Origin of the sequence: Streptosporangium longisporum (assembly GCF_039534895.1) — a bacterium.
Classification (GTDB): domain Bacteria; phylum Actinomycetota; class Actinomycetes; order Streptosporangiales; family Streptosporangiaceae; genus Streptosporangium; species Streptosporangium longisporum.
In genome coordinates this window covers 225327-246473 of record NZ_BAAAWD010000002.1, presented here as the reverse complement: position 1 = coordinate 246473, position 21147 = coordinate 225327, and the positions used below count along the sequence as shown (strand labels likewise).

The 21147-nt window shown below is 71.1% G+C and carries 23 protein-coding genes; 13 read left to right on the top strand and 10 right to left on the bottom strand.

Annotated features, from left to right (window positions below; all coding sequences use genetic code 11):
- The first annotated feature begins 14 nt into the window (after window positions 1–14).
- From ABD832_RS01530 to ABD832_RS01520, 3 genes are all read left to right on the top strand, one after another.
- A complete protein-coding gene (locus ABD832_RS01530) occupies window positions 15–578 on the top strand; it encodes a dihydrofolate reductase family protein (RefSeq protein ID WP_344887155.1) in 564 nt (187 codons plus the stop codon).
- A 336-nt stretch (window positions 579–914) separates the two neighbouring features.
- Complete coding sequence (locus ABD832_RS01525) at window positions 915–1436, top strand: hypothetical protein (protein ID WP_344887153.1); 522 nt, start codon at window positions 915–917, stop codon at window positions 1434–1436.
- A 236-nt stretch (window positions 1437–1672) separates the two neighbouring features.
- Complete coding sequence (locus tag ABD832_RS01520; protein WP_344887151.1) at window positions 1673–2917, top strand: mannosyltransferase family protein; 1245 nt, start codon at window positions 1673–1675, stop codon at window positions 2915–2917.
- Between the two features lie 92 nt (window positions 2918–3009).
- On the opposite strand, the gene ABD832_RS42000 is transcribed toward ABD832_RS01520, so the two are convergent.
- Window positions 3010–3165, bottom strand: a complete 156-nt coding sequence (locus ABD832_RS42000; RefSeq protein WP_413224906.1) for a transposase — start codon at window positions 3163–3165, stop codon at window positions 3010–3012.
- A gap of 237 nt (window positions 3166–3402) precedes the next feature.
- Between ABD832_RS42000 and ABD832_RS01515 the strand changes: the two genes are divergently transcribed.
- Both ABD832_RS01515 and ABD832_RS01510 read left to right on the top strand, forming a co-directional pair.
- Window positions 3403–4632: a sensor histidine kinase gene (locus tag ABD832_RS01515; protein WP_344887149.1), complete on the top strand. Its 1230-nt coding sequence runs from the start codon at window positions 3403–3405 to the stop codon at window positions 4630–4632.
- Window positions 4633–4808: 176 nt separating this feature from the next.
- Window positions 4809–5384, top strand: a complete 576-nt coding sequence (locus ABD832_RS01510) for a hypothetical protein (protein ID WP_344887147.1) — start codon at window positions 4809–4811, stop codon at window positions 5382–5384.
- 24 nt (window positions 5385–5408) lie between these two features.
- Here the strand turns inward: ABD832_RS01510 and ABD832_RS01505 are convergent, their stop codons facing one another.
- Window positions 5409–5735, bottom strand: coding sequence for a Clp protease N-terminal domain-containing protein (locus tag ABD832_RS01505; protein ID WP_344887145.1), 327 nt, complete (start codon window positions 5733–5735; stop codon window positions 5409–5411).
- Between ABD832_RS01505 and ABD832_RS01500 the strand changes: the two genes are divergently transcribed.
- Entirely contained in the window at window positions 5734–6195 is a 462-nt protein-coding gene (locus ABD832_RS01500) for a DnaB-like helicase C-terminal domain-containing protein (protein ID WP_344887143.1), read from the top strand. The two genes, ABD832_RS01505 and ABD832_RS01500, sit on opposite strands and share 2 nt — an antisense overlap.
- 159 nt (window positions 6196–6354) lie before the next feature.
- Here the strand turns inward: ABD832_RS01500 and ABD832_RS01495 are convergent, their stop codons facing one another.
- Window positions 6355–6924 (bottom strand): GtrA family protein, encoded by a 570-nt coding sequence (locus ABD832_RS01495; RefSeq protein WP_344887141.1) that lies wholly within the window; start codon window positions 6922–6924, stop codon window positions 6355–6357.
- 658 nt (window positions 6925–7582) lie between these two features.
- On the opposite strand from ABD832_RS01495, the gene ABD832_RS01490 reads away from it, so the two are divergent.
- Entirely contained in the window at window positions 7583–8350 is a 768-nt protein-coding gene (locus tag ABD832_RS01490) for a hypothetical protein (RefSeq protein ID WP_344887140.1), read from the top strand.
- Between the two features lie 170 nt (window positions 8351–8520).
- Here the strand turns inward: ABD832_RS01490 and ABD832_RS01485 are convergent, their stop codons facing one another.
- Window positions 8521–9126 carry a dihydrofolate reductase family protein gene (locus tag ABD832_RS01485; protein WP_344887139.1) on the bottom strand — a complete coding sequence of 202 codons (606 nt, stop codon included), beginning with the start codon at window positions 9124–9126 and terminating at the stop codon, window positions 8521–8523.
- A gap of 75 nt (window positions 9127–9201) precedes the next feature.
- Between ABD832_RS01485 and ABD832_RS01480 the strand changes: the two genes are divergently transcribed.
- Together ABD832_RS01480 and rox are read left to right on the top strand one after the other, a co-directional pair.
- Window positions 9202–9699 carry a winged helix-turn-helix transcriptional regulator gene (locus tag ABD832_RS01480; protein WP_344887137.1) on the top strand — a complete coding sequence of 166 codons (498 nt, stop codon included), beginning with the start codon at window positions 9202–9204 and terminating at the stop codon, window positions 9697–9699.
- 250 nt (window positions 9700–9949) lie between these two features.
- A complete protein-coding gene (gene rox, locus ABD832_RS01475) occupies window positions 9950–11497 on the top strand; it encodes a rifampin monooxygenase (RefSeq protein WP_344887135.1) in 1548 nt (515 codons plus the stop codon).
- Between the two features lie 105 nt (window positions 11498–11602).
- Here the strand turns inward: rox and ABD832_RS01470 are convergent, their stop codons facing one another.
- Entirely contained in the window at window positions 11603–13183 is a 1581-nt protein-coding gene (locus ABD832_RS01470; protein WP_344887133.1) for a S1 family peptidase, read from the bottom strand.
- A 255-nt stretch (window positions 13184–13438) separates the two neighbouring features.
- On the opposite strand from ABD832_RS01470, the gene ABD832_RS01465 reads away from it, so the two are divergent.
- Entirely contained in the window at window positions 13439–14920 is a 1482-nt protein-coding gene (locus ABD832_RS01465; RefSeq protein ID WP_344887131.1) for a cryptochrome/photolyase family protein, read from the top strand.
- A 224-nt stretch (window positions 14921–15144) separates the two neighbouring features.
- Here the strand turns inward: ABD832_RS01465 and ABD832_RS01460 are convergent, their stop codons facing one another.
- From ABD832_RS01460 to ABD832_RS01450, 3 genes are all read right to left on the bottom strand, one after another.
- Window positions 15145–15756: an MBL fold metallo-hydrolase gene (locus ABD832_RS01460; protein ID WP_344887553.1), complete on the bottom strand. Its 612-nt coding sequence runs from the start codon at window positions 15754–15756 to the stop codon at window positions 15145–15147.
- Between the two features lie 229 nt (window positions 15757–15985).
- On the bottom strand, window positions 15986–17281 hold the full coding sequence (locus ABD832_RS01455) for an RNA polymerase sigma factor (protein ID WP_344887129.1): 1296 nt from the start codon (window positions 17279–17281) through the stop codon (window positions 15986–15988).
- On the bottom strand, window positions 17281–17667 hold the full coding sequence (locus ABD832_RS01450; RefSeq protein WP_344887127.1) for a YciI family protein: 387 nt from the start codon (window positions 17665–17667) through the stop codon (window positions 17281–17283). Before ABD832_RS01450 ends, ABD832_RS01455 begins: the two co-directional genes overlap by 1 nt.
- Window positions 17668–18105: 438 nt before the next feature.
- On the opposite strand from ABD832_RS01450, the gene ABD832_RS01445 reads away from it, so the two are divergent.
- Both ABD832_RS01445 and ABD832_RS01440 read left to right on the top strand, forming a co-directional pair.
- Window positions 18106–18414 carry a YbaB/EbfC family nucleoid-associated protein gene (locus tag ABD832_RS01445; RefSeq protein WP_344887125.1) on the top strand — a complete coding sequence of 103 codons (309 nt, stop codon included), beginning with the start codon at window positions 18106–18108 and terminating at the stop codon, window positions 18412–18414.
- Window positions 18411–18782 (top strand): hypothetical protein, encoded by a 372-nt coding sequence (locus tag ABD832_RS01440; RefSeq protein WP_344887123.1) that lies wholly within the window; start codon window positions 18411–18413, stop codon window positions 18780–18782. The genes ABD832_RS01445 and ABD832_RS01440 overlap by 4 nt, the downstream gene beginning before the upstream one ends.
- Here ABD832_RS01440 and ABD832_RS01435 read toward each other — a convergent pair.
- Together ABD832_RS01435 and ABD832_RS01430 are read right to left on the bottom strand one after the other, a co-directional pair.
- On the bottom strand, window positions 18694–19761 hold the full coding sequence (locus tag ABD832_RS01435; RefSeq protein WP_344887121.1) for a WXG100 family type VII secretion target: 1068 nt from the start codon (window positions 19759–19761) through the stop codon (window positions 18694–18696). The genes ABD832_RS01440 and ABD832_RS01435 overlap by 89 nt on opposite strands.
- 6 nt (window positions 19762–19767) lie before the next feature.
- Window positions 19768–20307: a type VII secretion system-associated protein gene (locus tag ABD832_RS01430; protein WP_344887119.1), complete on the bottom strand. Its 540-nt coding sequence runs from the start codon at window positions 20305–20307 to the stop codon at window positions 19768–19770.
- 261 nt (window positions 20308–20568) lie between these two features.
- Between ABD832_RS01430 and ABD832_RS01425 the strand changes: the two genes are divergently transcribed.
- Window positions 20569–21135 (top strand): TetR/AcrR family transcriptional regulator, encoded by a 567-nt coding sequence (locus tag ABD832_RS01425; protein ID WP_344887117.1) that lies wholly within the window; start codon window positions 20569–20571, stop codon window positions 21133–21135.
- The last annotated feature ends 12 nt before the right edge of the window (window positions 21136–21147 follow it).

Genomic DNA, 21147 nt, shown 5'->3' with positions numbered 1-21147 from the left:
CAGAGGAGACAGCGATGAGCGACATCGAACCGCAGACCGCGAACGGCAAGGTGCTCTGGCACTTCACCATGTCCCTGGACGGGTTCGTGGCCGGGCCGGACCACGACATGGACTGGATGATGACCGGCATCTCGTTCCAGCCGGGCCTGGTCGAGCAGTACGTCGAGACCACCGGCGCGGTCCTGGGCGGCCGGAGCGGCTGGGACCGCTTCCCGGATCCCCGCGGCGTCTACGGCGGCGCCTGGACCGGGCCGGTCTTCGTGCTCACCCACCATCCCGAGGACGCCGAGCCCGCCGACGGCGTCACGTTCCTGAACTGCGACGTGGCCGAGGCGGTACGGATCGCGCTGGCCGCGGCCAATGGCAAGAACGTCGAGGTGCTCTCGCCGACGATCGGCGGCCAGCTTCTCGAACGCGGGCTGCTCGACGAGATCGACCTGCACATCGCGCCCGTGCTGCTCGGCGACGGCATCCGGCTGCTGGACCTCCCCGGTGCCCGGCCGCACTACCTCCACCGGATGGGCGCCGCCGACCCCACGGCCGAGCTGAGCGTGCGGTACCGGCCGGTCAGGTCGTGACCGCGAACGTCACCACGGCGACGCCGGGTGCACCCGGCACGGTCGCCCCCCGCCGGACCGGACGGCGGGGGGCGACCCGGGGCCCGGCTGACGCTCACCGCCGTGCCGGGGCATGCCGAGGCCATGAACGATGACGAGCCTGCCGCCGCCGTCCGGGCGTCGAGCAACCGCTACGCCCGCGGGTGTGCCGTCTGAAGCGTGCGGATTCGATCCGGCTCGAATCGTTGGGAGCCGACGCGGGGGCGGTGTACTGCTGTGGATACCGCCTTCACACCACCCTGCCGGTCGATGCCGGGAAGGGACGGGCGGGATGATCGTCTGATGTGAGGAGATCGCGTGCTCGTCGTCAAGCGCGTCCTGGGAGCGCTGCTCCTGGCCGGCGGGGTCCTGGCCGGAGCGCTCAGCCCGGCCACCGCCGCCTCGGGTGCCGGCACCTCGGGTGCCGGTGCCGCGGCGCCCAACTGCCAGCACAGCGGTGGCGGCGGGAAACCACGTTCGGCCGCGTACCTTCTCCCGGGGAAAGCCGGTTCGATACAGCTGTGCAAGGACAGACGAAACCGGTTCTGGGCATATGTGATCTTCTACCGCCCGCTCGCGTCCAACCGGTCCGCGCAGGCCGCCATCGTGACGTACAGGAACGGTAACTGGTGGTCGGCCGACACCTGTGACCAGGGCGGCAACGGATACGTCCGGCCGGGACAGACCCGCTGCTGGACCAAGAAGATCTCCGCGAAAAGCGGCGCCTACTCTTTCGCGGCCGGAGCCGTGCTCTACGACACGTCCGATGCGAAGGGACCCGGGATCGCCCGCAACCTCACGCTCAGGTGCCCGAGGGTGGGTAACTGCTTCCCGGACTAGAGCCCTGTTCCAAAGGCAGGTGAGCCAGTCGTCGATGGCGGCGATGTGGGCGTGGCATTCCCCTTCCACGGCGGGCACGGCGGCCGGCACCGCGTGGAAGTTTCACGGCGGGGCGGGGCGTCCGGTCACCGGGCGGAAGTGGTCTTCGCAGGAGACGAGCGGGGGCGGTCCGGCACGGAAGGATAATGCCGTGGTAACCGGTTGCCCGGATTTTGCGGTTATATAAGGATTCCCGGGTGACTGATCGCGCGCCCGCCGGGCCGGTGGAGACAGCCGAGCCGGAACCGGCCGACACGGAACCCGGCGCACGTCCCGCCGGGACTTCCGGCAAGACGACCGGCGAGCCGACCGGTGAGGTGGCCGGGCGACGGTGGGTGCCCAGGTTCCTGACCGATCCCGGCGACCGGCTGGCCCTGCTCCTCTGGGCGCTGTCGCACGTCGGTGTGCTGATCTACGCCTACCTGGCCGGCCCTGGCCGGACCACCGACCCCTTCCTCAACCGGTTCACCCGCTGGGACGCCGAGAACTTCATCGCCATCGCCCAGTTCGGCTACGACGGCCCTCCGGGCATGCATGACGCCGGGAAGCTGCCGGCGTTCTTCCCCGGCATGGCGATACTGATCAGGGTGATGCGGCCGGTCGTCGAGGACGGGCGGCTGGCCACGATGATCATCTCGCTGGTGGCCAGCGCGGTGCTCGCGGTGGCGCTGTCGCGGCTCGCCGAGACGTACGCGGCAGGCAGCGGCCGGTACGCGGTGGCGGCGCTGTTCCTCAGCCCGTTCGCCGTGTTCCTGTACTCCGGCTACTCGGAGGCGCTGTTCCTCGCCCTGGCCGTCCCGGCGTGGCTGCTCGCCAGGAACGGCCGCTGGGAGGACGCCGCGCTGTGCGCCACCGGAGCCGCCGCGGTGCGCATCTCCGGCCTGTTCCTGGCCTTCGGGCTGCTCGTCATGTTCATGGTGGCGGAGAACGGCCGCAAACGCCCGGGCGGGTGGCGCCTGCTGCCCTGGCTCGCGCTCCCCGGTGTGCCGCTCGTGCTGTACAGCGTCTACCAGTGGACCCGCACCGGCGACTGGCTGGCCTACAACTCGGTGCAGGACCGGTTCTGGGGCCGGCACGCCGTCTGGCCGTGGGAGGCGCTCGCCAACACCTGGAACATGTCCGACGACGTCGCCACGCTCACCACGGCCTACCACGAGGAGATCATCTCGGCCGCGGTGCTGCTGGTGCTGGCCGGCTGCCTCGCGGTACGGCGCAAGTGGCCGGAGCTCGCGTACATCACCCCCCAGGTGCTGTCCTTCCTCACCCTGTCGTCGTTCTACATGTCGATCGGCCGGGGGTCGCTGACCTGGTTCCCCCTGTGGATCGCCATCGGCGTCGCGGGGGTGCGAAGACCGTGGGTGTGGCTGGTGAGCATGGCCATCATGATCCCGGTCATGGCGATAAACACCGGGAACTTCACCACCGGCGCGTGGATCGGCTGACACCGCCCGCGTCCGGCGGCCTGCAGGCCGTACCCGATCTGCCGCCAGGCACCTGAGCGCCGCCACCGGCGAAACAGGGAGTACACCGCCTGTCAGGAGCCATGGCGTTCGGGCACGTCCCGCCATGGCGCCCCGGCCCGTACCCGCCGGCGGATCCCGTCGATCAGCTGTCGTCTGGTCCACCGCGACGGTCGTCCTGGCTTCTCGGCCGCCGGCAGCAGCGGCTCAGCGGCTCCAGGGCCGCCCACCGCTCATCGGTCAGGTCGAACCGCCGGGTCGTGCCCGTCAGGGCGTGATCCCGGGGGGCCACGCTCCATCCCCGCGTTCCAGGACTTCACGCCTCCCACCTGGGAAAACTTGCGTACATCATCTCCGTGGACGCAACCGGGCGGGTCGACGCGGCCGAACATACCCCGAGGAGACGGGATGAGGCGACGGCCGAAACGGTTCGCCGGCCGGAGCCGACCGACCGAAGGGGACCGAAGATGGCAGAACCCGATTTCGCCGCGTTCTTCCACGCCACACCGGCCGCGTTGGCGCTGTTGTCGCCGGATCTGGTCTACACCACGGTCAATCAGACCTTCGAGCGGCTGACGGGCCGCTCACGCCGCGAGATCGTCGGCCGTCATCTGCTGGAGATCTTTCCCGGCAGCCCGTCGACGAACCAGGGAGAAGCGCTGCAGCTCTCGATGCAACGGGTCCTGGCCGAAGCCACGATCGACATCATGCCGCTGCAGCGCTACGACCTGGAGATTCCCGGTGAACCGGGACATGTGCAGGAGCGGTACTGGAACATCACCAACGCTCCCTTGCTGGACGAGCACGGCGACACCTGCGGTGTGGTCAACCTGCCACAGGAGGTGACCGCCTTCGTCCGGCAGATGAACACCAGGGGACTGACGGTCACCGCCGAGACCGCCCTGGCGCCCATGGCCGCGATCGAGGCTCAGCTGTTCGCCCAGGCCGGCAGGCTGCAGGAGATCACCCAGCGGCTGCGCCAAGGCGAGGCGAGGGAACGCCGGATGGCACAGGAACTACGCGCGGCGATGCAACACCAGCAACAGGCCGTCGCCGACACCTCCCACGACCTGCGCGGCCCGATCACCGGCCTGCAGACCCTGCTGCAGGTCGCCCTCGCCGACCCCACGGTCGACGCCCGCCAGATCCTGCTGACCGCCCTCGACGACGCCGAGCGCCTGGGCGCCATCGTCGGCGACCTGCTGGAACTGGCCAGGCTGGAGGCCGGCGCACCCGCCGACGCCGACCCGGTCGACCTGGCCCACCTGGTGAGAAGAGAACTGCTCCACCGCCAGGCAACGATCGCCACGATCACCACTGCCACGTGCCTGGACGCCGGGGTGCTGGTCCGGGGCTCGGCGGTCCGGCTGGGCCGCCTGGTGGGCAACCTGCTGGCCAACGGTGAACGCCACGCCCGCTCTCGCCTGGAGGTGATCGTGGGCGCCCAGGGCGACCAGGCGGTCGTGGAGGTGACCGACGACGGACCCGGCATCCCCCACGCCGACAGGGAAGCGGTCTTCCGCCGATTCTTCCGCCGCTCCGACGCCCGCCACAGCGACCCGGGCGGAACCGGCCTGGGGTTGCCCATCGCCCGTCAGATCGCACAGGCGCACGGCGGCACCCTGCAGGCCACCGATCCCACCGGCTCCCGCCCCGGAGCGCGACTGCTGTTGCGCCTTCCCCTGCTGCGCACCTGATACGGGATCCCGAACCGACGACATGATCGGCCGCTGCCCGCCGGTCACCGTAGACGCGGGTGGGCGGGGATACTTTCATCGTGGTGGTCGTCCTTTGCCCCGCTGTGCCCCGTACGATCACGTGAGCCCATCACCCGGTCGATACCGCGTCCGGGTTCCGGCGCTATGGTGACGTCGTGGTCGGCAAGCCCCCCGGGTGGTGCTATCACGCCGCCGTCGTGATCACCGCCCTCGTCGTCGCCTGGTGGGTGAGCATCCCCTTCCCCTACGCCGAGTCCGGCGTGCTGGTGATCCTTGTCCTCGTGCCGCTGGTGTCGTACTGGATCATCCGCCTCATCGTGGCGCTGACACGGGACGCTGAGGCAGTACGGCACCGCTTTCTCGGCTGGCTCGCGTTACCCGTGATCGTCGGGGGGTTGTGGCTCGCCGTCAGCGCCGACCTCCCCTTCACGGCGCGCTTTGCGGTCTCCCAGGCCAGCATGGAGCGCCTCGCCCAGAACGTCCTGCGTGGTGGGCCGCGAGACGTTCCCACCTGCGCGGGGGCAGGACTCTTCCCGATGTGCGGCCACATCGCCGGCGAGGACGAGAACGCCCCTATCGGCGTCGAACTGCAGATCATCGACTGGCCCATCACGGGATCGAGATGCTTCGTATGGGCGCCTCACGGGCAACCCCGCGCCGAGGACTACGAGTACGGGCTCAGGCATCTGACCGGCCCGTGGTGGGGCTGCAGAGGGTGGGACGGCTGGTGACCGGCTGACGTGACCGGGCGCCGGTTACCGGCTTTCGCGCGCGAGCGTCTCCTCGACGCGATCCATCAGGGCGGCCCGGTCGACGCCGGCCAGGGCGAGCGCGCGCAGCACGGTGCCGACGGCGGCACTCAGAACGCCGAGCAGCAGATGGGCGGGACGCAGGTCCTTCTTCCCTTGGCGGCGGCGAAGCCGCGTTCGAGCGCGATCCGGGCGGAGGCGCCGCAGGACCGATGAACCGATCGCTTCCCCGATCTCCTGCCCGACCTGCGGTTTCAGGCAGGATCGACCGGTTTCCTCTTGTGTTCCGGTGGCCTCGCCGCATCGGCCTTCGGCTGGCAGGATGGCCGCCATGGCCTACGCCCCCGCCCGCGAGGAGTTCCTTGACCTCCTGGAGCACCTCGGTCTCACGGATCACTCCCGCGCCGGAGACCTTCCCGGCCCGCCCCCCGGTCGCATCCGCCCCGGCGTGCGCGGCGGCACCCGCGAACACGAGATCACCGAAACCGTCGACACCCTCAAGGCACTCGCTGTGCGGCTGGAGATCCCCATCGTCGTCTCCGCCGATCTCGACCGTCTGCCCGGGGCGAGGAGCGACCGACTGCCGGACCTGCACACCGATCTGTGTGACCCCATCGCCCGCACCGCCGACCTCGTCGTCCTGGTGCACCGCGAGGACGCCGCCGAGCGCGACTCCTCCCGCGCGGGAGAGGCCGACCTGATCGTGGCCAAGCACCGCAACGGCCCCACCGCCACGATCACCGTGGCCTTCCAGGGCCACTACGGCCGCTTCGTCGACATGCCACCGGACTGAGAATCCAGACAGACGAGGTGTGAGGAACATCGAAACCGGATCCTGCGCTTGCACGCGCGATGACGACCCACCGCGGACAACCGCCGAGTATCCGCAGGAGCCACGACGGGTCCCGCCGCAGGGCGGGCCGCAGGGCGGGAAGGCGCTCCTCCACCCGGGTCAGGCCGCCTCGTCCTCCTTCCCGGGCTTGGGAGCCGGAGCCGGTCGCACGCGGCCGGGGTGGACCTCCTCGTCGGGGAAGACCCACTTCCGGAACGCCCAGAAACGGAAGACCATGGCGATCAGCGTGCCGATTACCTGCGCGCTCACGAAGTCGGCGACCTCCTGGGCGACCAGGCTCACGTTCGGGGTCTCCAGCAGGAGGACGTACCGGGAGATCCACAGCGGCACGGAGCTGAGCACCAGGCCGACGCCACTGACCAGGAAGAACAACGCCGCCTCGTGGTGGCGTTCGCGACCGCCCCTGGTCCGGAACGACCATTCGCGGTTCAGCACGTAGGACACGATCGTCGCCACGAGCACCGCGATGACCTTCGCGGTCACCGGCTTCGGCTCCAGGACGGTCAGCTTCAGCCCGTAGAACACCGCGTTGTCCACCAGGAACGCCGTTCCGCCCACCACCGCGAACTTCAGCAGCTCACGGTGCTTCAGGGCAAGGGCGTGCAGCGGTCCCGGCAGTCGTACGAGTACCGCGTTCACCGTTTCGAAGCGTTCCGCTCTTCTCACCATCCGGGCATCCTGGTCTCGGGTCTCACTGACACGGCCTTTCCGGCTCGGGCGGCCGGAGCCGCGTCTGTCGAAATGTGGTGCCGATCCTCACTCATCTCACGGTCGGGCACTTCGCGGTGAAGCGCCCGTCGGGAGCCGGACCTTCCCGGTGACCGGACGAGCCGCCGGGAGAACTCCGGACCGGACACGACATCGGGACGCCCCTCCGCCGAAAGCGAAGGACCGTCCAATGCTCGACCGGCTCGTCGATGTACACCGGGGGTGTTTCACGACCGCCCAGCATTGACCATGCGAGTCACAGCACAATAAACGCCGTTGTGGGGTTCACGACACTTTCTCGGCGGAACCCCGGTTTCGCCGGGGGTGAAGCGAACGGATTCGTACGGCGTGCGGGCGACGGACACGACGAGCCGGCCTCGGGGGAGTATCGGTGCGGAAATCAGCGACAGGAACGCTTCTCGCGATGTTCGCGGCTCCTTGGCCGGGAGTCCCGTATTTCCTGCCGAGGCTCACCGCTCCTGAGCTGCCGGAACGACGGCGTTTCCCGCTCTCCCGCCGGAATTCTTGGTGATCCTCCCCGGAGGCCGGCATACCGGTTGCGTCATCAACGGCGACCGTCGTCTTCCGTCAAGGCCGGGTGCGCTGGAGACTGAACGGTATGGCAGAAGCCGTGATGCTGTTCCTTCTGGGAAAGTTCGCCGAAGCGGCGGGTACGCGAACGGTCGAGATGATCGCCCAGAACATGCTCGATCTCCAGAACGCCGAGATGAAACTCCTCACCGCCGTCCACGAGAGCATCGACAGCCTGATGGCCGGCCCGCTCAACAGCGGGCTCATCAAGCTGGAGGCCGCGGTGGCGGCGCATCGTCCGCCCAAGGAACGTCAACGCCTGCTCAGGGAGGCACGCAGCAGTTTCATGGACGCCCTCGGTCAGGAGACGCGTCCTTTGAACCGGTCGCTGGCCCATTTCAACCTGGCGATCGTCTGGTATCTGCTCGACTCCCCGCGCGACGTTCCGGAAAGCCTGCGCCATGCTCACGTGGAGGCGGCCAAGGGCGGCGTCCACGTCCCGGGCAGTGGCGAGCGACGTTCCCGTTTCTCATCACCGTCGTCTCCGACGCTGGATGTCGAGCGCCTGAACTACCTGAACCACATCGCGTACGCTCGTCGCTGCTGGGGGAGCTGCAGCGTGGGAGCCCCGCACTTCTCCCCCATGGTGGACACGTTCGCCGACATGAATTTCGGCAGGATCACCACTGATCCGGCCCAGCTCGCCCGGACGGCGCAGCTCCATGCCCATCAGGGCCTGTCGTTCGACCACATCCCTTTCTTCTCCACGAACTCGAACCCGTGCCAGGTCTCCCCGCAAACTCTCCGATGCGCCACGCACCCCCACGGAGTCGTCGAAGCGGTTCCTCCACGGTGAGCGGCCGGGACACGGCAGAAGGGCACGGGACCGGCCGGAGGTGAGCCGGGCCCCGGTCTCGTCCGCCGGTTCACCGACAGCGCGCCTGCCCCGAGAGGCCGGTCACGCCGGTCACGGGAGCGGGCCGGACGGCGACCCGGATCCGCCCGTCGGCCCCTGATGTACGCCGGTCACCCGGTCCCGGCCGGGTTCGCCTCCTTCGCGCCCCGGACGGCGTAGCGATGCATCGTGACGCCCCGCTCGAACGATCGCTGCTCGAGCAGGTCGAGCTCGATCGGCATGTCGTAGTCGTCGAACAGCGGCCTGCCGAAGCCGAGGATGTCCGGGTGGGTGAAGAGCAGCAGCTCGTCGAGCAGCCCGGCCCGGAGCAGCTGCGTCGCGATCGCCGCGCCGCCGACCCCGATGGCGCCGTCGGTCTCGGCCCGGAGGGCGGCCAGCTGCTCGATCGCGTCGTCCCCGCCGATGATCCGGGTGTTGTGACCGGCGCTGTGGCGGGTGCGGGAGACGAGCACCTTGGGCGCGGTGGTCCAGATCTCGCCGTACTCACGCAGGACGTCCGGCAGCGACGCGTCCCCGCGCGCCCGCGGCCAGTACTCCTCCATCGTCTCGTACATGGTCCGGCCCTGGACCATCAGGGCGAGGCCCCGTGCCCGGGCGTTGAACTCGCGGTGCAGCTCCTCGCCGATGCGCAGCCACTCGCCGGCACCGTCGTCCCCGGGGACCTGCTCGATCCGCAGGTCGAGGGACACGTTCATCCAGTACACGAAGTGGCCCATCGTCTCCTCTTCCCCTATAGTGGTTGTGTTCTGCAATCACTATAGTGAGGACGACATACCTGTCAAGGAGGAATCGTGGAACCACGGTCCGGCTGTCCGATCAACGCGGCCGTCGAGCTGCTCGGAGATCGCTGGTCGTTGCTCGTGCTGCGCGACGTCATCTTCGGCGACCGCCGGTACTTCCGGATGCTGCTCACCGGGTCGATGGAGGGCATCGCCTCGAACATCCTCGCCGACCGCCTCGTACGGCTCGTCGAGGCGGGGCTCCTCACCCGCGGCACCGCGGCGCGGGGGCAGCGCGCCCGCTACAGCCTCACCGAAGCCGGTATCCAGACCCTTCCGATCATCTACGCCCTCGGCAACTGGGGCCTCGACTGGCGCGAGGGCGGCGACGAGCTGCGGATCCGCCAGCGGCTCATGCGCGACGAAGGGCCGGCGTTCATCGAGGAGCTTATGGACGACCTCCGCGTCCGCCACCTCGGCGCCGCGCCGAAGCCGCACGACGGCCCGGGCCCGTTCGAGCGCCTCGACGCCGCCTACGCCGCGGCCGCCAAGCAGGAACACGCCGGTTGACGGCGACGCGGCCGGTGTCGGGAGCGGCCGCACGGGCCCGTCCGAGTTCGTGACCGCGCGGCCGGAAAAGCGCTGGACGCCGTGACGCCCGGGCTTGTAGCTTGCAGTCGATCGTGACACGGCCCGAGGAGGTGAGCCCCATGAACGCTGTATCGATGTGGGTGCTCCTCCCCGCCGTCACGGTCGGGCGATCGGCGTAGGTGTCGCCGGGAGCGCCTCGATGACAAGGCACTCCCGAAAGGCAACACCCATGCACTCTCAGCAGGTCACCGCCGAGCCGCCGTCGAACGACGAAGGCGGGCGCGACTCCACGGCGAGCGAGGTCCCCGCAGCTCTCCGGTCGCCGGCCTCCGGCGCCGATCGCGTGCCCCTCGCGTTCGATGTGATCATCGTCGGGTGCGGGCCGACCGGTGCGATGCTGGCCGCCGAACTGCGGCTGCACGATGTACGGGTCCTCGTCCTGGAGAAGGACACCGAGCCCGCGTCGTTCGTCCGCATCGTCGGTCTGCACATCCGCAGCCTCGAACTGATGGCGATGCGCGGACTGCTCGATCGCGTCCTCCCGCATGGAAGACGGCGTCCGGCCGGCGGTTTCTTCGCCGCCATCCCCAAACCCGCGCCCGAGGGCCTGGACTCCGCGTACGCCTACCTGCTGGGCATCCCGCAGCCGGTCATCGTGCGCCTGCTCGAGGAACACGCGATCGAACAAGGCGCGCAGGTCCGGCGCGGTCATGCGGTCACCGGTCTCGAACAGGACGACGAGGGCGTGACGGTCGAGCTGTCCGGCGGACAGCGGCTGCGTTCGCGCTACCTGGTCGGCTGTGACGGCGCGCGCAGCACGGTGCGCAGGCTGCTCGGCGTCGGCTTCCCCGGCGAGCCCTCACGGAACGACACGCTCATGGGCGAGCTGAAGTCGGACATGCCGGGCGAGGAGATCGCCGCCAGGGTGGCCGAGATCGGCCAGGCCCACCGGCCGTTCTGGCTGCGGCCCTTCGGCGAAGGGGTCTACAGCGTCGTGGTCCCCGCCGCGGAAGTCGGCGACCGCGCGGAACCGCCCACCCTGGAGGACTTCAGGCGACGGCTGCGCGCCGTCGCCGGAACCGATTTCGGCGTGCACTCCCCGCGCTGGTTGTCCCGCTTCGGTGATGCCACCCGGCTGGCCGACCGTTACCGCGTCGGGCGGGTGCTGCTGGCCGGTGACGCGGCGCACATCCATCCGCCCATCGGCGGCCAGGGCCTCAACCTGGGCGTTCAGGACGCGTTCAACCTCGGCTGGAAACTGGCCGCGCAGATCCGCGGCCGGGCGCCGGAGACACTGCTGGACACCTACCACGCCGAACGTCATCCGGTCGCCGAGGAGGTGCTGGACAACACCCGCGCGCAGATGGAACTGACGTCCCCCGAGCCGGGCCCGCAGGCCGTGCGCAGGCTGCTCACCGAACTGATGGACTTCGACGAGGTGAACCGCCACCTGATCGAGAAGATCACCGCGATCGGCGTCCGCTACGACGTCGGCGAAGGCCCCGACCTGCTCGGCCGCCGCCTGCGCGACATCGAGGTGGGACAGGGCCGCCTCTACGACCTGCTGCATCGCGGCCGCGGCCTGCTGCTGGACCGCACCCGACGCCTGACCACCGGCGGCTGGTCCGACCGGGTCGACCACCTCGCGGATCCCACCGCGGAACTGGACGTCCCGTGCGTCCTGATGCGTCCCGACGGCCACGTCGCCTGGATCGGCGACGACCAGCGGGACCTGGACGACCACCTCTCCCGCTGGTTCGGCAGGCCCACCGGCTGATCCGGCCCGGGCGGCGGCCGTCCCGCGGACCCGCGGCGCTCCCGGCCGGTCGGCCGGCCGGGAGCGAAGTCGTCGATCCCGCACCCCCCGCCACCGGCCGTCCGGTTACGGCGTCGTGTAGCCCAGCGTGTAGGAGCCGCTGCCCTTGAAGGAGAGCAGCAGGTAACGGTAGACGCCGGGCGGGCCCACGTAGCCGAGCTCCTCGAAGGGGCGGGGGGTCTCGGAGACCGCGACGGTGCTCCACGTGAGACCGTCCAGTTTTTGCAGGTGGAGGTCGAAGTCGCCGTTGGAGTCGGCCTCGACGCAGCCGAAGTGGCTGCCGGTGACCGTCGTACGGTAGTGCAGGCCGTTGGGCTGGTAGATGGACTGGCCGCTGCTCAGCGCACCGGTGGCGGAGTTGGGGTAGCCGCTGCAGGAACCGGTGCTCGCCTGAACTTTTACGTAGGTCATCAGGGTCAGGCCGTAGGCGGTGAGGATGTCGCCGAGCGGCTGGACGTAGGTGAAGCCGCCGGTGGCGCAGTCGCCGGAGCCGCCCGAGACGATGCCCTGGGCCTGACCGATCGAGAGCATGGACGCGCCCGCGTTGCCCGGGTGAGCGCAGGCACTGGTGCGCATCATGTGCGTGACGACGCCCTCGGGGTAGGTGACGTCGGCCTCGCGCTGGGTGATGGTGCCGCAGTGCCAGTCGAGACCGCCGGCGGAGGAACCGGCCAGGCAGACCGAGCTGCCCTCGATGGCCTCCTTGGCGCCGTAGACGTACATGATGCCGCCGCTGTCGTTGCCCACCAGCGGCCGGGGTGTCCAGGTGTCGTCGAGCGCGACCCAGGAGTGGTCGCCGCCGGGGAAGGTCGAGGCCCGCACGCTGCCCTGGGTGAGCCGGTTGAAGCCGACGGTGGCGGTGCCCGGGGTGCCGCAGTGCCCGGCGCTGATGAAGCCCTTCTGGGTTCCCCTGGTCACGGCGAAACCGACCGAGCAGCGGGTCGTGGCGCCGGAGTAGTAGGCCTGGCCGCCCACCAGATCGGTGGGCGGGGCGCCGGGCGGGTAGGGCTGCGGGTCGACGGGCATGCCGGCCTGCAGGAGCCGGGGCTGCTCGGCCGAAAGGACCACGCGCACCGCGGCGGGGGAGACCCCGGCGGCCTTGATCGAGCTCGTGGCCGCCCTGGGCGTGCTCGACGAGATGACGACCTTGTTGGCTCTGACGTCGATGTAGCGCACGCTGCTCACCTCCGAGAGGGCGGGTCTGGCGGTGGCGAGCTTCTCCTTGACCGCCCGCAGTCTCGTCAGCGATCGGGCGACGATGAGGGGCCGGGCGCCCGCGGCGGTGATCTGGGCGGCGTCGGCGCGGCCGGTGGTGGCCACCACCAGCGTCTGCCCGGCGACCCCCCGCAGCCAGGAGCCGGCGAAGCGATCACCGAGCCTCTCGCGCAGCTGCGCCGCGATCGAGGTCAGCCGGGATTCGTTGAGCAGGCGGCTCTGGGCCTGGTCCTCGGTGAGCCCCAGGTCCCGCCGAATGGCCTTCAGCATGCCCATCGGGGGTTTCCGCGCCGGCAGGACCCGCTCGGGGACCTCCACCCCCGAAACGGCCGGGAGCGCCCGAGCCGGACGGGAGGCGGTGGCCGGGGGCGTCGAGGTGAGGACGGTGACCGCCAGGAGACATCCCATGGCGGCGGCACACGTGCGGAACATGACGATCTCCTTGACCTCGGCTCTGTGAGCGCGGGGGGACATCGCCGTGCGGCGCCGGTCGATCCGGTACACCAGCGAACACCACCTTAACCAGGCCATCGCCGCTCACCGCTCCGGAAGCTCCACGCCACACCGACGGCGACCTCCGGGCCCCGGGCCGGGGCGGCCGCGCCGCACGCGGTCCGGCCAGCGAGGCGCGCGGTCCGGCCAGCGAGGCGCGCGGGAAATGAGGCGCCGAGCCGACAGGATGGCGGCATGGGGGAACACGGCAGGCGATGGCTCTTCGCCGATCAGCTCGGGGACCACTTCCTCGACTCCGACGACCAGCCGGTGCTGCTGGTCGAGGCCGGGTCGGCGCTGCGGCGGCGGCGCTATCACCGGCAGAAGGCGCACCTGGTGCTCTCGGCGCTGCGGCACCGGGCGGCCGAGCTGGGCGACCGCGCGCTGTTCCTGCGCACGGCCACCTTCGGCGAGGCGCTCGGCCGCGCCGGTGGCAAGGTCACCGTCTGCGGGCCCACCAGTCACGCGGCCGACGCGTTCGTCCGGGGCCTCGCCGGGGTGACCGTCCTGCCCTCGCGCGGCTTCACCAGCACCGCGGAGGAGTTCACCGCCTGGGCCGAGGGCAGGGACGGTCACCGATTGCTCATGGAGGACTTCTACCGCGACGCCCGGCGCCGCCTGGACGTGCTCATGGACGGCGACGAGCCCGCCGGCGGCCGGTGGAACCTCGACGCCGACAACCGCGAGCCGCCGCCCGCCGGAGGGCTGGACGTGCCCGGCCCGTGGACGGCCGAGGAGGACGAGATCGACGAGCGGGTGCGCCACGACCTCGACCGGTGGGAACGCGACGGCGAGGTGTCCTTCGTCGGGCGCGACGGCCCGCGCACGTTCCCCGCGACCGTCGCGGAGGCGCGCAGCGCGCTGCGGCACTTCATCGACCACCGGCTGCCCGCCTTCGGCCCGCACCAGGACGCGATGCTCGCCGGCGACCCGTTCATGGCGCACAGCATGCTCTCGCCCGCCATCAACCTCGGGCTGCTCGACCCCATGACGTGCGTGCGGGCCGCCGAGGCCGCCTACCGGGCGGGACACGCCCCGCTCGCGAGCGTCGAGGGGTACGTGCGGCAGCTCATCGGCTGGCGCGACTACATCTGGCACCTGTACTGGTACTTCGGCGAGGACTACCGCGACCTCAGCCGATTGTCGGCCCGTACGGCGCCGCCCGCCTGGTTCGAGGAGCTGGACGCCGACGCCGTCGAGGCGCGCTGCCTGTCGTGGGCGCTCGCCCAGGTGCGCGACACCGGGTTCACCCACCACATCGTCCGGCTGATGGTGCTCGGGAACTTCGCGCTCCAGCGGGGGTACGACCCCGCGCGGCTGACCGACTGGTTCCACCGCTGCTTCGTCGACGGGTACGACTGGGTGATGGTGCCCAACGTGATCGGCATGTCGCAGCACGCCGACGGCGGCATGCTGGCGACCAAACCGTACGCGGCCGGGGGCGCGTACATCAACCGCATGAGCGACTTCTGCGGGCCCTGCCGTTACCGGCCCGCCCGGCGGGCCGGCGAGGACGCCTGCCCGTTCACCGCGGGGTACTGGTGGTTCTTCGCCCGCAACCAGGAGTGGCTGGCCGCCAACCCGCGTACCGCCCGCGGCGTGCACGGCATGCGGCGGCTCGACGACCTGGACGAGGTGTGCGCCCAGGAGGCCGCACGCGGCGACGCGCCCCTCTGACCCCGGATCACCACCGGCGGCATCGTCCGGCGCGTCGCCCGCGGCCCGGTCCCCGCCGTCTCACCTCTCCGCATGGGCTCCTTCCTGCAGGCGTCCGGACGTGAGCCGTCCCGGCGGGGTCGCCCTGCCGGGGCGTCGCGCGCTCGATCGTCCCGGGCGGCGACAGGCCCGGGGTCAGGCCGGTCCCGCCCGCCTCGCCGGTCTTGCGGACGGTGTCGCCGGCCTCACAGGGCGACGGATGCGCCTGCCGGGATCCGGGCGTAGCCGGTCTCCCTCTCGAGCCACCCGTCCACGTACTCCAGGCCGATCGTGCTGAGGTGGACGTCGTGGATCGGGAACGCCCGGGCAGGCCGGACGCCCCGGATGAACGTGACGGCCTCGCCGGTCTTCACCCACGGCCCGGACGCCGGGACCAGCAGGGTGTCGACCTCGTCGGAGGGCACGAAGAAGGAGTCCCCCGGGTGGTAGAGGCCGTCCACGAGGAACCCGAGGTTCGGACAGCCGGGCAGGCCGTCGATGATCTCGGCGTGCTCGCCGCCGACGGCCTTCACGGTGAAGCCCGCGGCGTCGAAGGTCTCACCCGCCGCGACCGCGACCGCTCCCTCGCCGAGCTCCGCGGCCAGCGCCGCATGGGTGTGCACGGTCAGCGCGGGGTTGCCCGCCCTGGCCGCCTTGAGCGCCTCGACGTCGACGTGGTCGGCGTGCTCGTGCGAGACGAGCACGGCCGTGGCGCCGGACAGTGCGGCCTCCGCCTCGGAGAAGATACCCGGATCGATCACCAGCACCCGGTCGCCGTCCTGGAGGCGTACACAGGCGTGCCCGAATTTCGTGAACATCACCGGATCACCCTATCGACTCCTCCCGAACGGGCGCTTCCCCGAAGGAACGGTCGTTCCCCTGGCGAAGGCCACCGATCGGCCATGCCGCCGGGATGCTCGTGGCCGCGGTGACCGCCTCCGCGCAAGGCTCCGGTGCACTCGCCGGCCGCCGGGTCCGGGGTGTGCACCGGAGCCTTGCGCGTGCGGTGTCCCGGCCGGGAGCGCGGCACGGACCGCGCCGGAGAGGTCACTCCAGCGCGGCCGCCTTGCGCAGCAGCACCGAGCGTTCGCTCCGGTTGGCGCACAGCCGGGCGGCCAGCTCCAGCTCGGCGCGCGCCTCCTGCCGCCTGCCGAGGCGGGCCAGCAGCTCCCCGCGTACGGTCGGGACCAGATGCGAACCGGGGAGCCGGTCCGAGGCGACCAGCTCGTCCACGATGGCCAGCGCCCGCGCCGGGCCCAAGGCCATGGCCACGGCGACGGCCCGGTTGAGCTCGACCACCGGCGAGGGGGCGACCCGGCCGAGCGCCTCGTAGAGCAGCACGATCCGGTCCCAGTCGGTCGCCTCGACCGAGGACGCCGACGCGTGGGCGGCGGCGATCGCGGCCTGCAGGCCGTAGGGGCCCAGGCTCCGGGCCGGTGTCCTCGGTGTCCTCGGTGTCCCCGATGTCCCCGATGCCCCCGATGCCCCCGATGGCCCTGGTGCCCTCGATGCCTTCGATGCCCTGGCCAGCGCGGCCAGTCCCCGGTGGATCGCCGCGACGTCCCACAGCCGCCGGTCCTGGTCCCCGAGCAGGACCGGCGTGCCGTCCGGGGCGGTCCTGGCCGGGAAGCGCGCGGCCGTCAGCTCGCACAACGCGAGCAGGCCGTGCACCTCGGGCTCGTCCGGCTGCAGCGCGGCCAGCGTGCGGGCCAGCCGGATCGCCTCGTACGCGACGTCGGGGCGCAGCAGCCGGTCGCCCGACGTGGCCGTGGACCCCTCGGTGAAGATCACGTAGAGGACGCTGAGCACGCCGCCCAGCCGTTCCCGGCGCTCACCGGCCGGTGGCAGCTCGAACGGCACCCCGGCCGCCGCGATCGTCTTCTTGCCCCGGGTGATGCGGGCCTGCACGGTCGGCACGGGTACCAGGAACGCGCGGGCGATCTCCTCGGTGGACAGGCCGCCGACCACGCGCAAGGTCAGCGCCACCCGGGACTCGCGGGAGAGCACCGGGTGGCAGCTGACGAACATCAGCGCCAGGACGTCGTCGTCGATCCCGTCCGGGTCGACCTCCTGCTCGACCGCGGGATCGGCCGCCAGCAGGGCGTACCGGTCCTGGAGGGCGGCCCGGCGGCGGATCGCGTCGATCGCCCGCCGCCGGGCCGTGGCCATCAGCCATCCGGCCGGATTGGCCGGACAGGCACGCGGCCACGACACCAGCGCCTCGGCCACCGCCTCCTGGGCCGCGTCCTCGGCCAGCCCGAAATCGCCGGTGAACCGGGTCAGCGCGGCGACGATCCGGGCCGACTCGATCCGCCAGACGGCCTCGACGTCGGCCGTGCCCATCAGGTCCGGCCGTCGCTCTCGCCGCCCTGCGGGGCCTCGTCGGCCTCGGCCACCCGCCGGACCTCGATCTTGGACCCGCGGACCGCCGGGACCCGCCTGGCCCACTCGACCGCCTCCTGTTTCGTGGCGACGTCGAGCATGAAGTAGCCGCCGAACAGTTCCCTGGTCTCGCCGTACGGCCCGTCGGTGACCACCGGCGCCTCGCCGCCGAAGTCGACCACGACGCCCTGGCCCGGATCGTCCAGCCCCTCGGCCGCGACGAGGACCTCGGCCTTCATCATCTCCTCGATGAACCGGTGGGTCGCGGCCATCATCTGGTCGAGATCGGCCATCATGGCCGCGTTCGTCTCGTCGGTGCCCCGCATGATCAGCAGATATTTCGACATCGCGTTCTCCTCGTCCGGCGGGGCCGCCCCTCGGCCCTCGCCCCCACACGTCGAACGGGCGGCCCGCCGATCGACACGGTCCCGGAGAAATCTCTCGCCGCGACACGGCCGATCCTGTCAGATGGGCCTCTGACGACGGCCGACGCGGTCGCCCCGCCGATCGGCCCGGCGGCACCACCGGCCGGGACGCGTCCGTCGCGTGCCCGCGGCGGGAGCGCAGGACGCCGGGATGCGGGGATGCGGGGATGCCGGGATGCGGGGCCCTGGTCCTGGTCCACCACGAGCCGTTCACCCGGATGACGCCTTCCCGTACGCCGCCGTCCCTATTCTCTCGTCCCGTGGCCGTGGATTTCGAGAGTTTCGACCGGTTCCTGGACGAGGACAGGCGCGGGCTCGGCGCGCTGGGAAAGGAGCCACCGCCGGAGCGGGAACCCTCCGGTGGCGAGGGGGACGGCCGCGGACGGGCGGGTGTCGGCGAGGATCTCCCCGGAGTGCCGGCTCACGTCGCTGGAGGTCGATCCGCGGATCATGCGGATGGGCTCGCACGAGCTGTGCGACCTGGTCATGGCCGCCGTCAACGCCGCCCTGGACGACCTGCGCGCGAACGTCGAGGCCAGGCGCGAGCACGTCGACGCGGCGGGGCTGGCCCGGGCACTGGAGGGCGTCCAGGACGAGTCCATGAGGACGATGAACGCCATCGTGCAGGAGATCGGCGATCTCGCCCACCGGATCGAGAACCGCGGATGAAGCCCCTGGACGTCCGCCCGTCCACCCTGCGGACGGCGTCCGGCGGGCTCGGCGAGGTGCGGGACGACCTCGCCGCGCACGGCCGCGACATCGGCGGCTCCCCGGCCATGTTCGGCACCGGGCCCATCGGCGGGCCGGTCGGCGGGGTCTTCGCGCAGACGGTCGGCGCGATCCTGGAGTCGCTGGAGTCGGTCGTGACCGACCTGGGGGACGCCGAGCAGGCGCTGGGCCTGATGGACGCCGGGTACCGCCGGGCCGAGCGGCTCGGCAAGGAGGCCGTCAGTCAGGCAGTGCGCGGGGATTCTCCAGCCAGTCGCCCACCGTCATCTCCCCCTGCCGGGACATCAGGTACGGCCGGGCCCGGGTGATGTGGTCCGGGGCGACGCCACCGGGGAAGACGACCTCGTCGTAGCTCGAGCCCGGCAGCCGGATGCCGGTGCCGCCCGGCGTGCTGACCTCGTACACCCAGCCCTGTCGCCCGTACTCGTGCCACCACCGGTGGATGTCGCGGTTGTAGCTGGTACCGACGAAGGCGGAGCTCCGTGCCCGCTCGTCCAGGAAGGCGACGTACCCGTTCAGGTCGGTGTTGGCGGGATTCCTCGGCTGAAGGCCCTGGGAGAAGATCTCGTCGGGGTGGCGGGTGTCGGACCGGTAGAGCGGCCGGTCGTCCCGGCGCCACACCGGCCGCGTATCGGTGAAGGGGGAGTCGCGAAAACGCGGCCGGGGCCGGATCGCGGACAGGTCGACGTCGCGGTTCGCGGCGACCCTGAGAGGGTCCCAGTTCGCCGGGCGGCCCCGCAGCCGTCCGGCGCCGCCGCGCAGGAGCATGACCGCGCGCTTCAGCGGGTCGACCACCCCGCGCGAGAACAAGCGGGCGATGTCGTCCAGCAGCCTGCGCAGGGCGGCGCGGGTCACGGCCGTACGCGCGGCGACGGCCGCCAGCGAGGCCGCCGGGGAGACCACCGCCGTGGCCGCGGCACGGACGACGGCGATCAGCAGCGCGACGAGCTGGGCGATCACCCCGAGCTTCCACAGCAGCACGATCAGCGCCGCGGTCAGCAGGGCCATGCCGACCAGTTCGAGGGCGTCGGCCAGCCGGTTCGCCCGGTCGACCGGCGCGCTCCGCTCCGCCCACGAGCGGTAGGCGTCCACGCCGTCGCCGGAGTTGCGCTCCCACACCTGGCGCTGATGCGCCTCCATGTCCTGCGCGGACCGCCTCAGCCGCGCCGCGAGCATCACGTACCGCGTGCCCTCGGCGCGGATCGCGTCCTCGTCGGAGTCCGGCCAGACGACCAGGCCGGTCCAGGCCAGCGGGACGGCCAGTTCCTGCGGCAGCTGAAGGGACATGGCCGGTCAGTGCCCGTCCGGGCGGGGGACGCGGACGCCCGCGTGCCCCTCCGCGTTGAGCGCGAGATCGACGCCCTGGGGCATGAGGCCCACCAGGTCGGAGCCGCGCAGCACCTGCCAGCCCGACACCCCGGCCGGAAGGTCCCCCGGCAGATGGGCCCGCGAGGTGTAGGCCAGGACGACTCCCGGGTCGTACACCGGGATCCTCCCCTCGGCGTCGGTGCCGGTGAGGACCTCCGACTCCAGCAGGAGCGGTACGAGGTCCCCGCCGTCCGAGTAGCCGGTCACCGCCAGCTGGACGGCGGCGTCGAGCGGGTCGGCCGGCTCACCGAAGCCCAGTGACACGGGCGAGGGCCGGTGGCCGGGGTTGGGGGTGAACTCCTCGCTCACCTCGCCGTGCTCGTCGACCCGCCACGCGCCGATCACACCGTACGGGGGGACCGCGCCGTCCGGGTCGAAGAACGGGTCGACGGCGTACAGCCACCGACCGGGCATCGAACGCGCCTCGGCACGCATGCGGTCGGTGAGCGGGGGAGGGGCGGACACGGTCGGCAGCCTACGTGATCGATATGTCCCGCTGTGAAGGAGTTCACCTCACCCCGCCCCGTGCCCCGCCGCCCCGCCCGCCCACCCGACGCGAGAGTCGGGCCTTCGGCCTGATGTGCTGCTGAAAAACAGCAGTTGGCGGGGTTGTCACGCGACACCACCACCATCACGAAACATCGGGGCCGGATGCGACATCGAGATCATCTACCATTTTGGTAGATAACCGACCATTTCGGTCGGACCAGGTGCTACGGTGACGCCATGCCTCGACAAACAACCGGTGAGATCGACTCCGAGATCGTGGATCGGGCGGCATCCCTGTTCTCACGGCACGGCTTCGGCCGCACTTCCCTGCAGCAGGTCGCCGACGCCGTCGGGTACACCAAGGCGGGCCTGCTGCACCACTTTCCGAGCAAACAGGCCATCTACGACGCTGTCGTCGCTGTCGTGACCCAGCAGCTTTCGAACCTTGCCGACTCGGTCGAAGCTCTCCCCGTCGGCTACGCACGCGATCTGACGGTCGTCACCTCCATGGTGAACCTCGCGACGGATTGGCCTGGCGTCTCCGAATTCGCAAACTCCTTGGTTCATGACGGGCATGACCTCGGTGCCGAACTCGCGCAAGGAGGACTCGCACTTCTCGGCGCGTTCGGGGTCGACCTCGAAAACCCTGACGACGAGAGACTCATCCGGATCGTGAGCACCTGCACCGGCCTGACAATGACGACTCTGCAGGCATCGAGAGCCGGCCTGACCCGCGAGTGGCGCGAGCTCGTCATCACGGTGTCCATGGACACTCTCGGCCACTCGGCGCGTCCTTCCGGCTAGTTCTCCCGACTC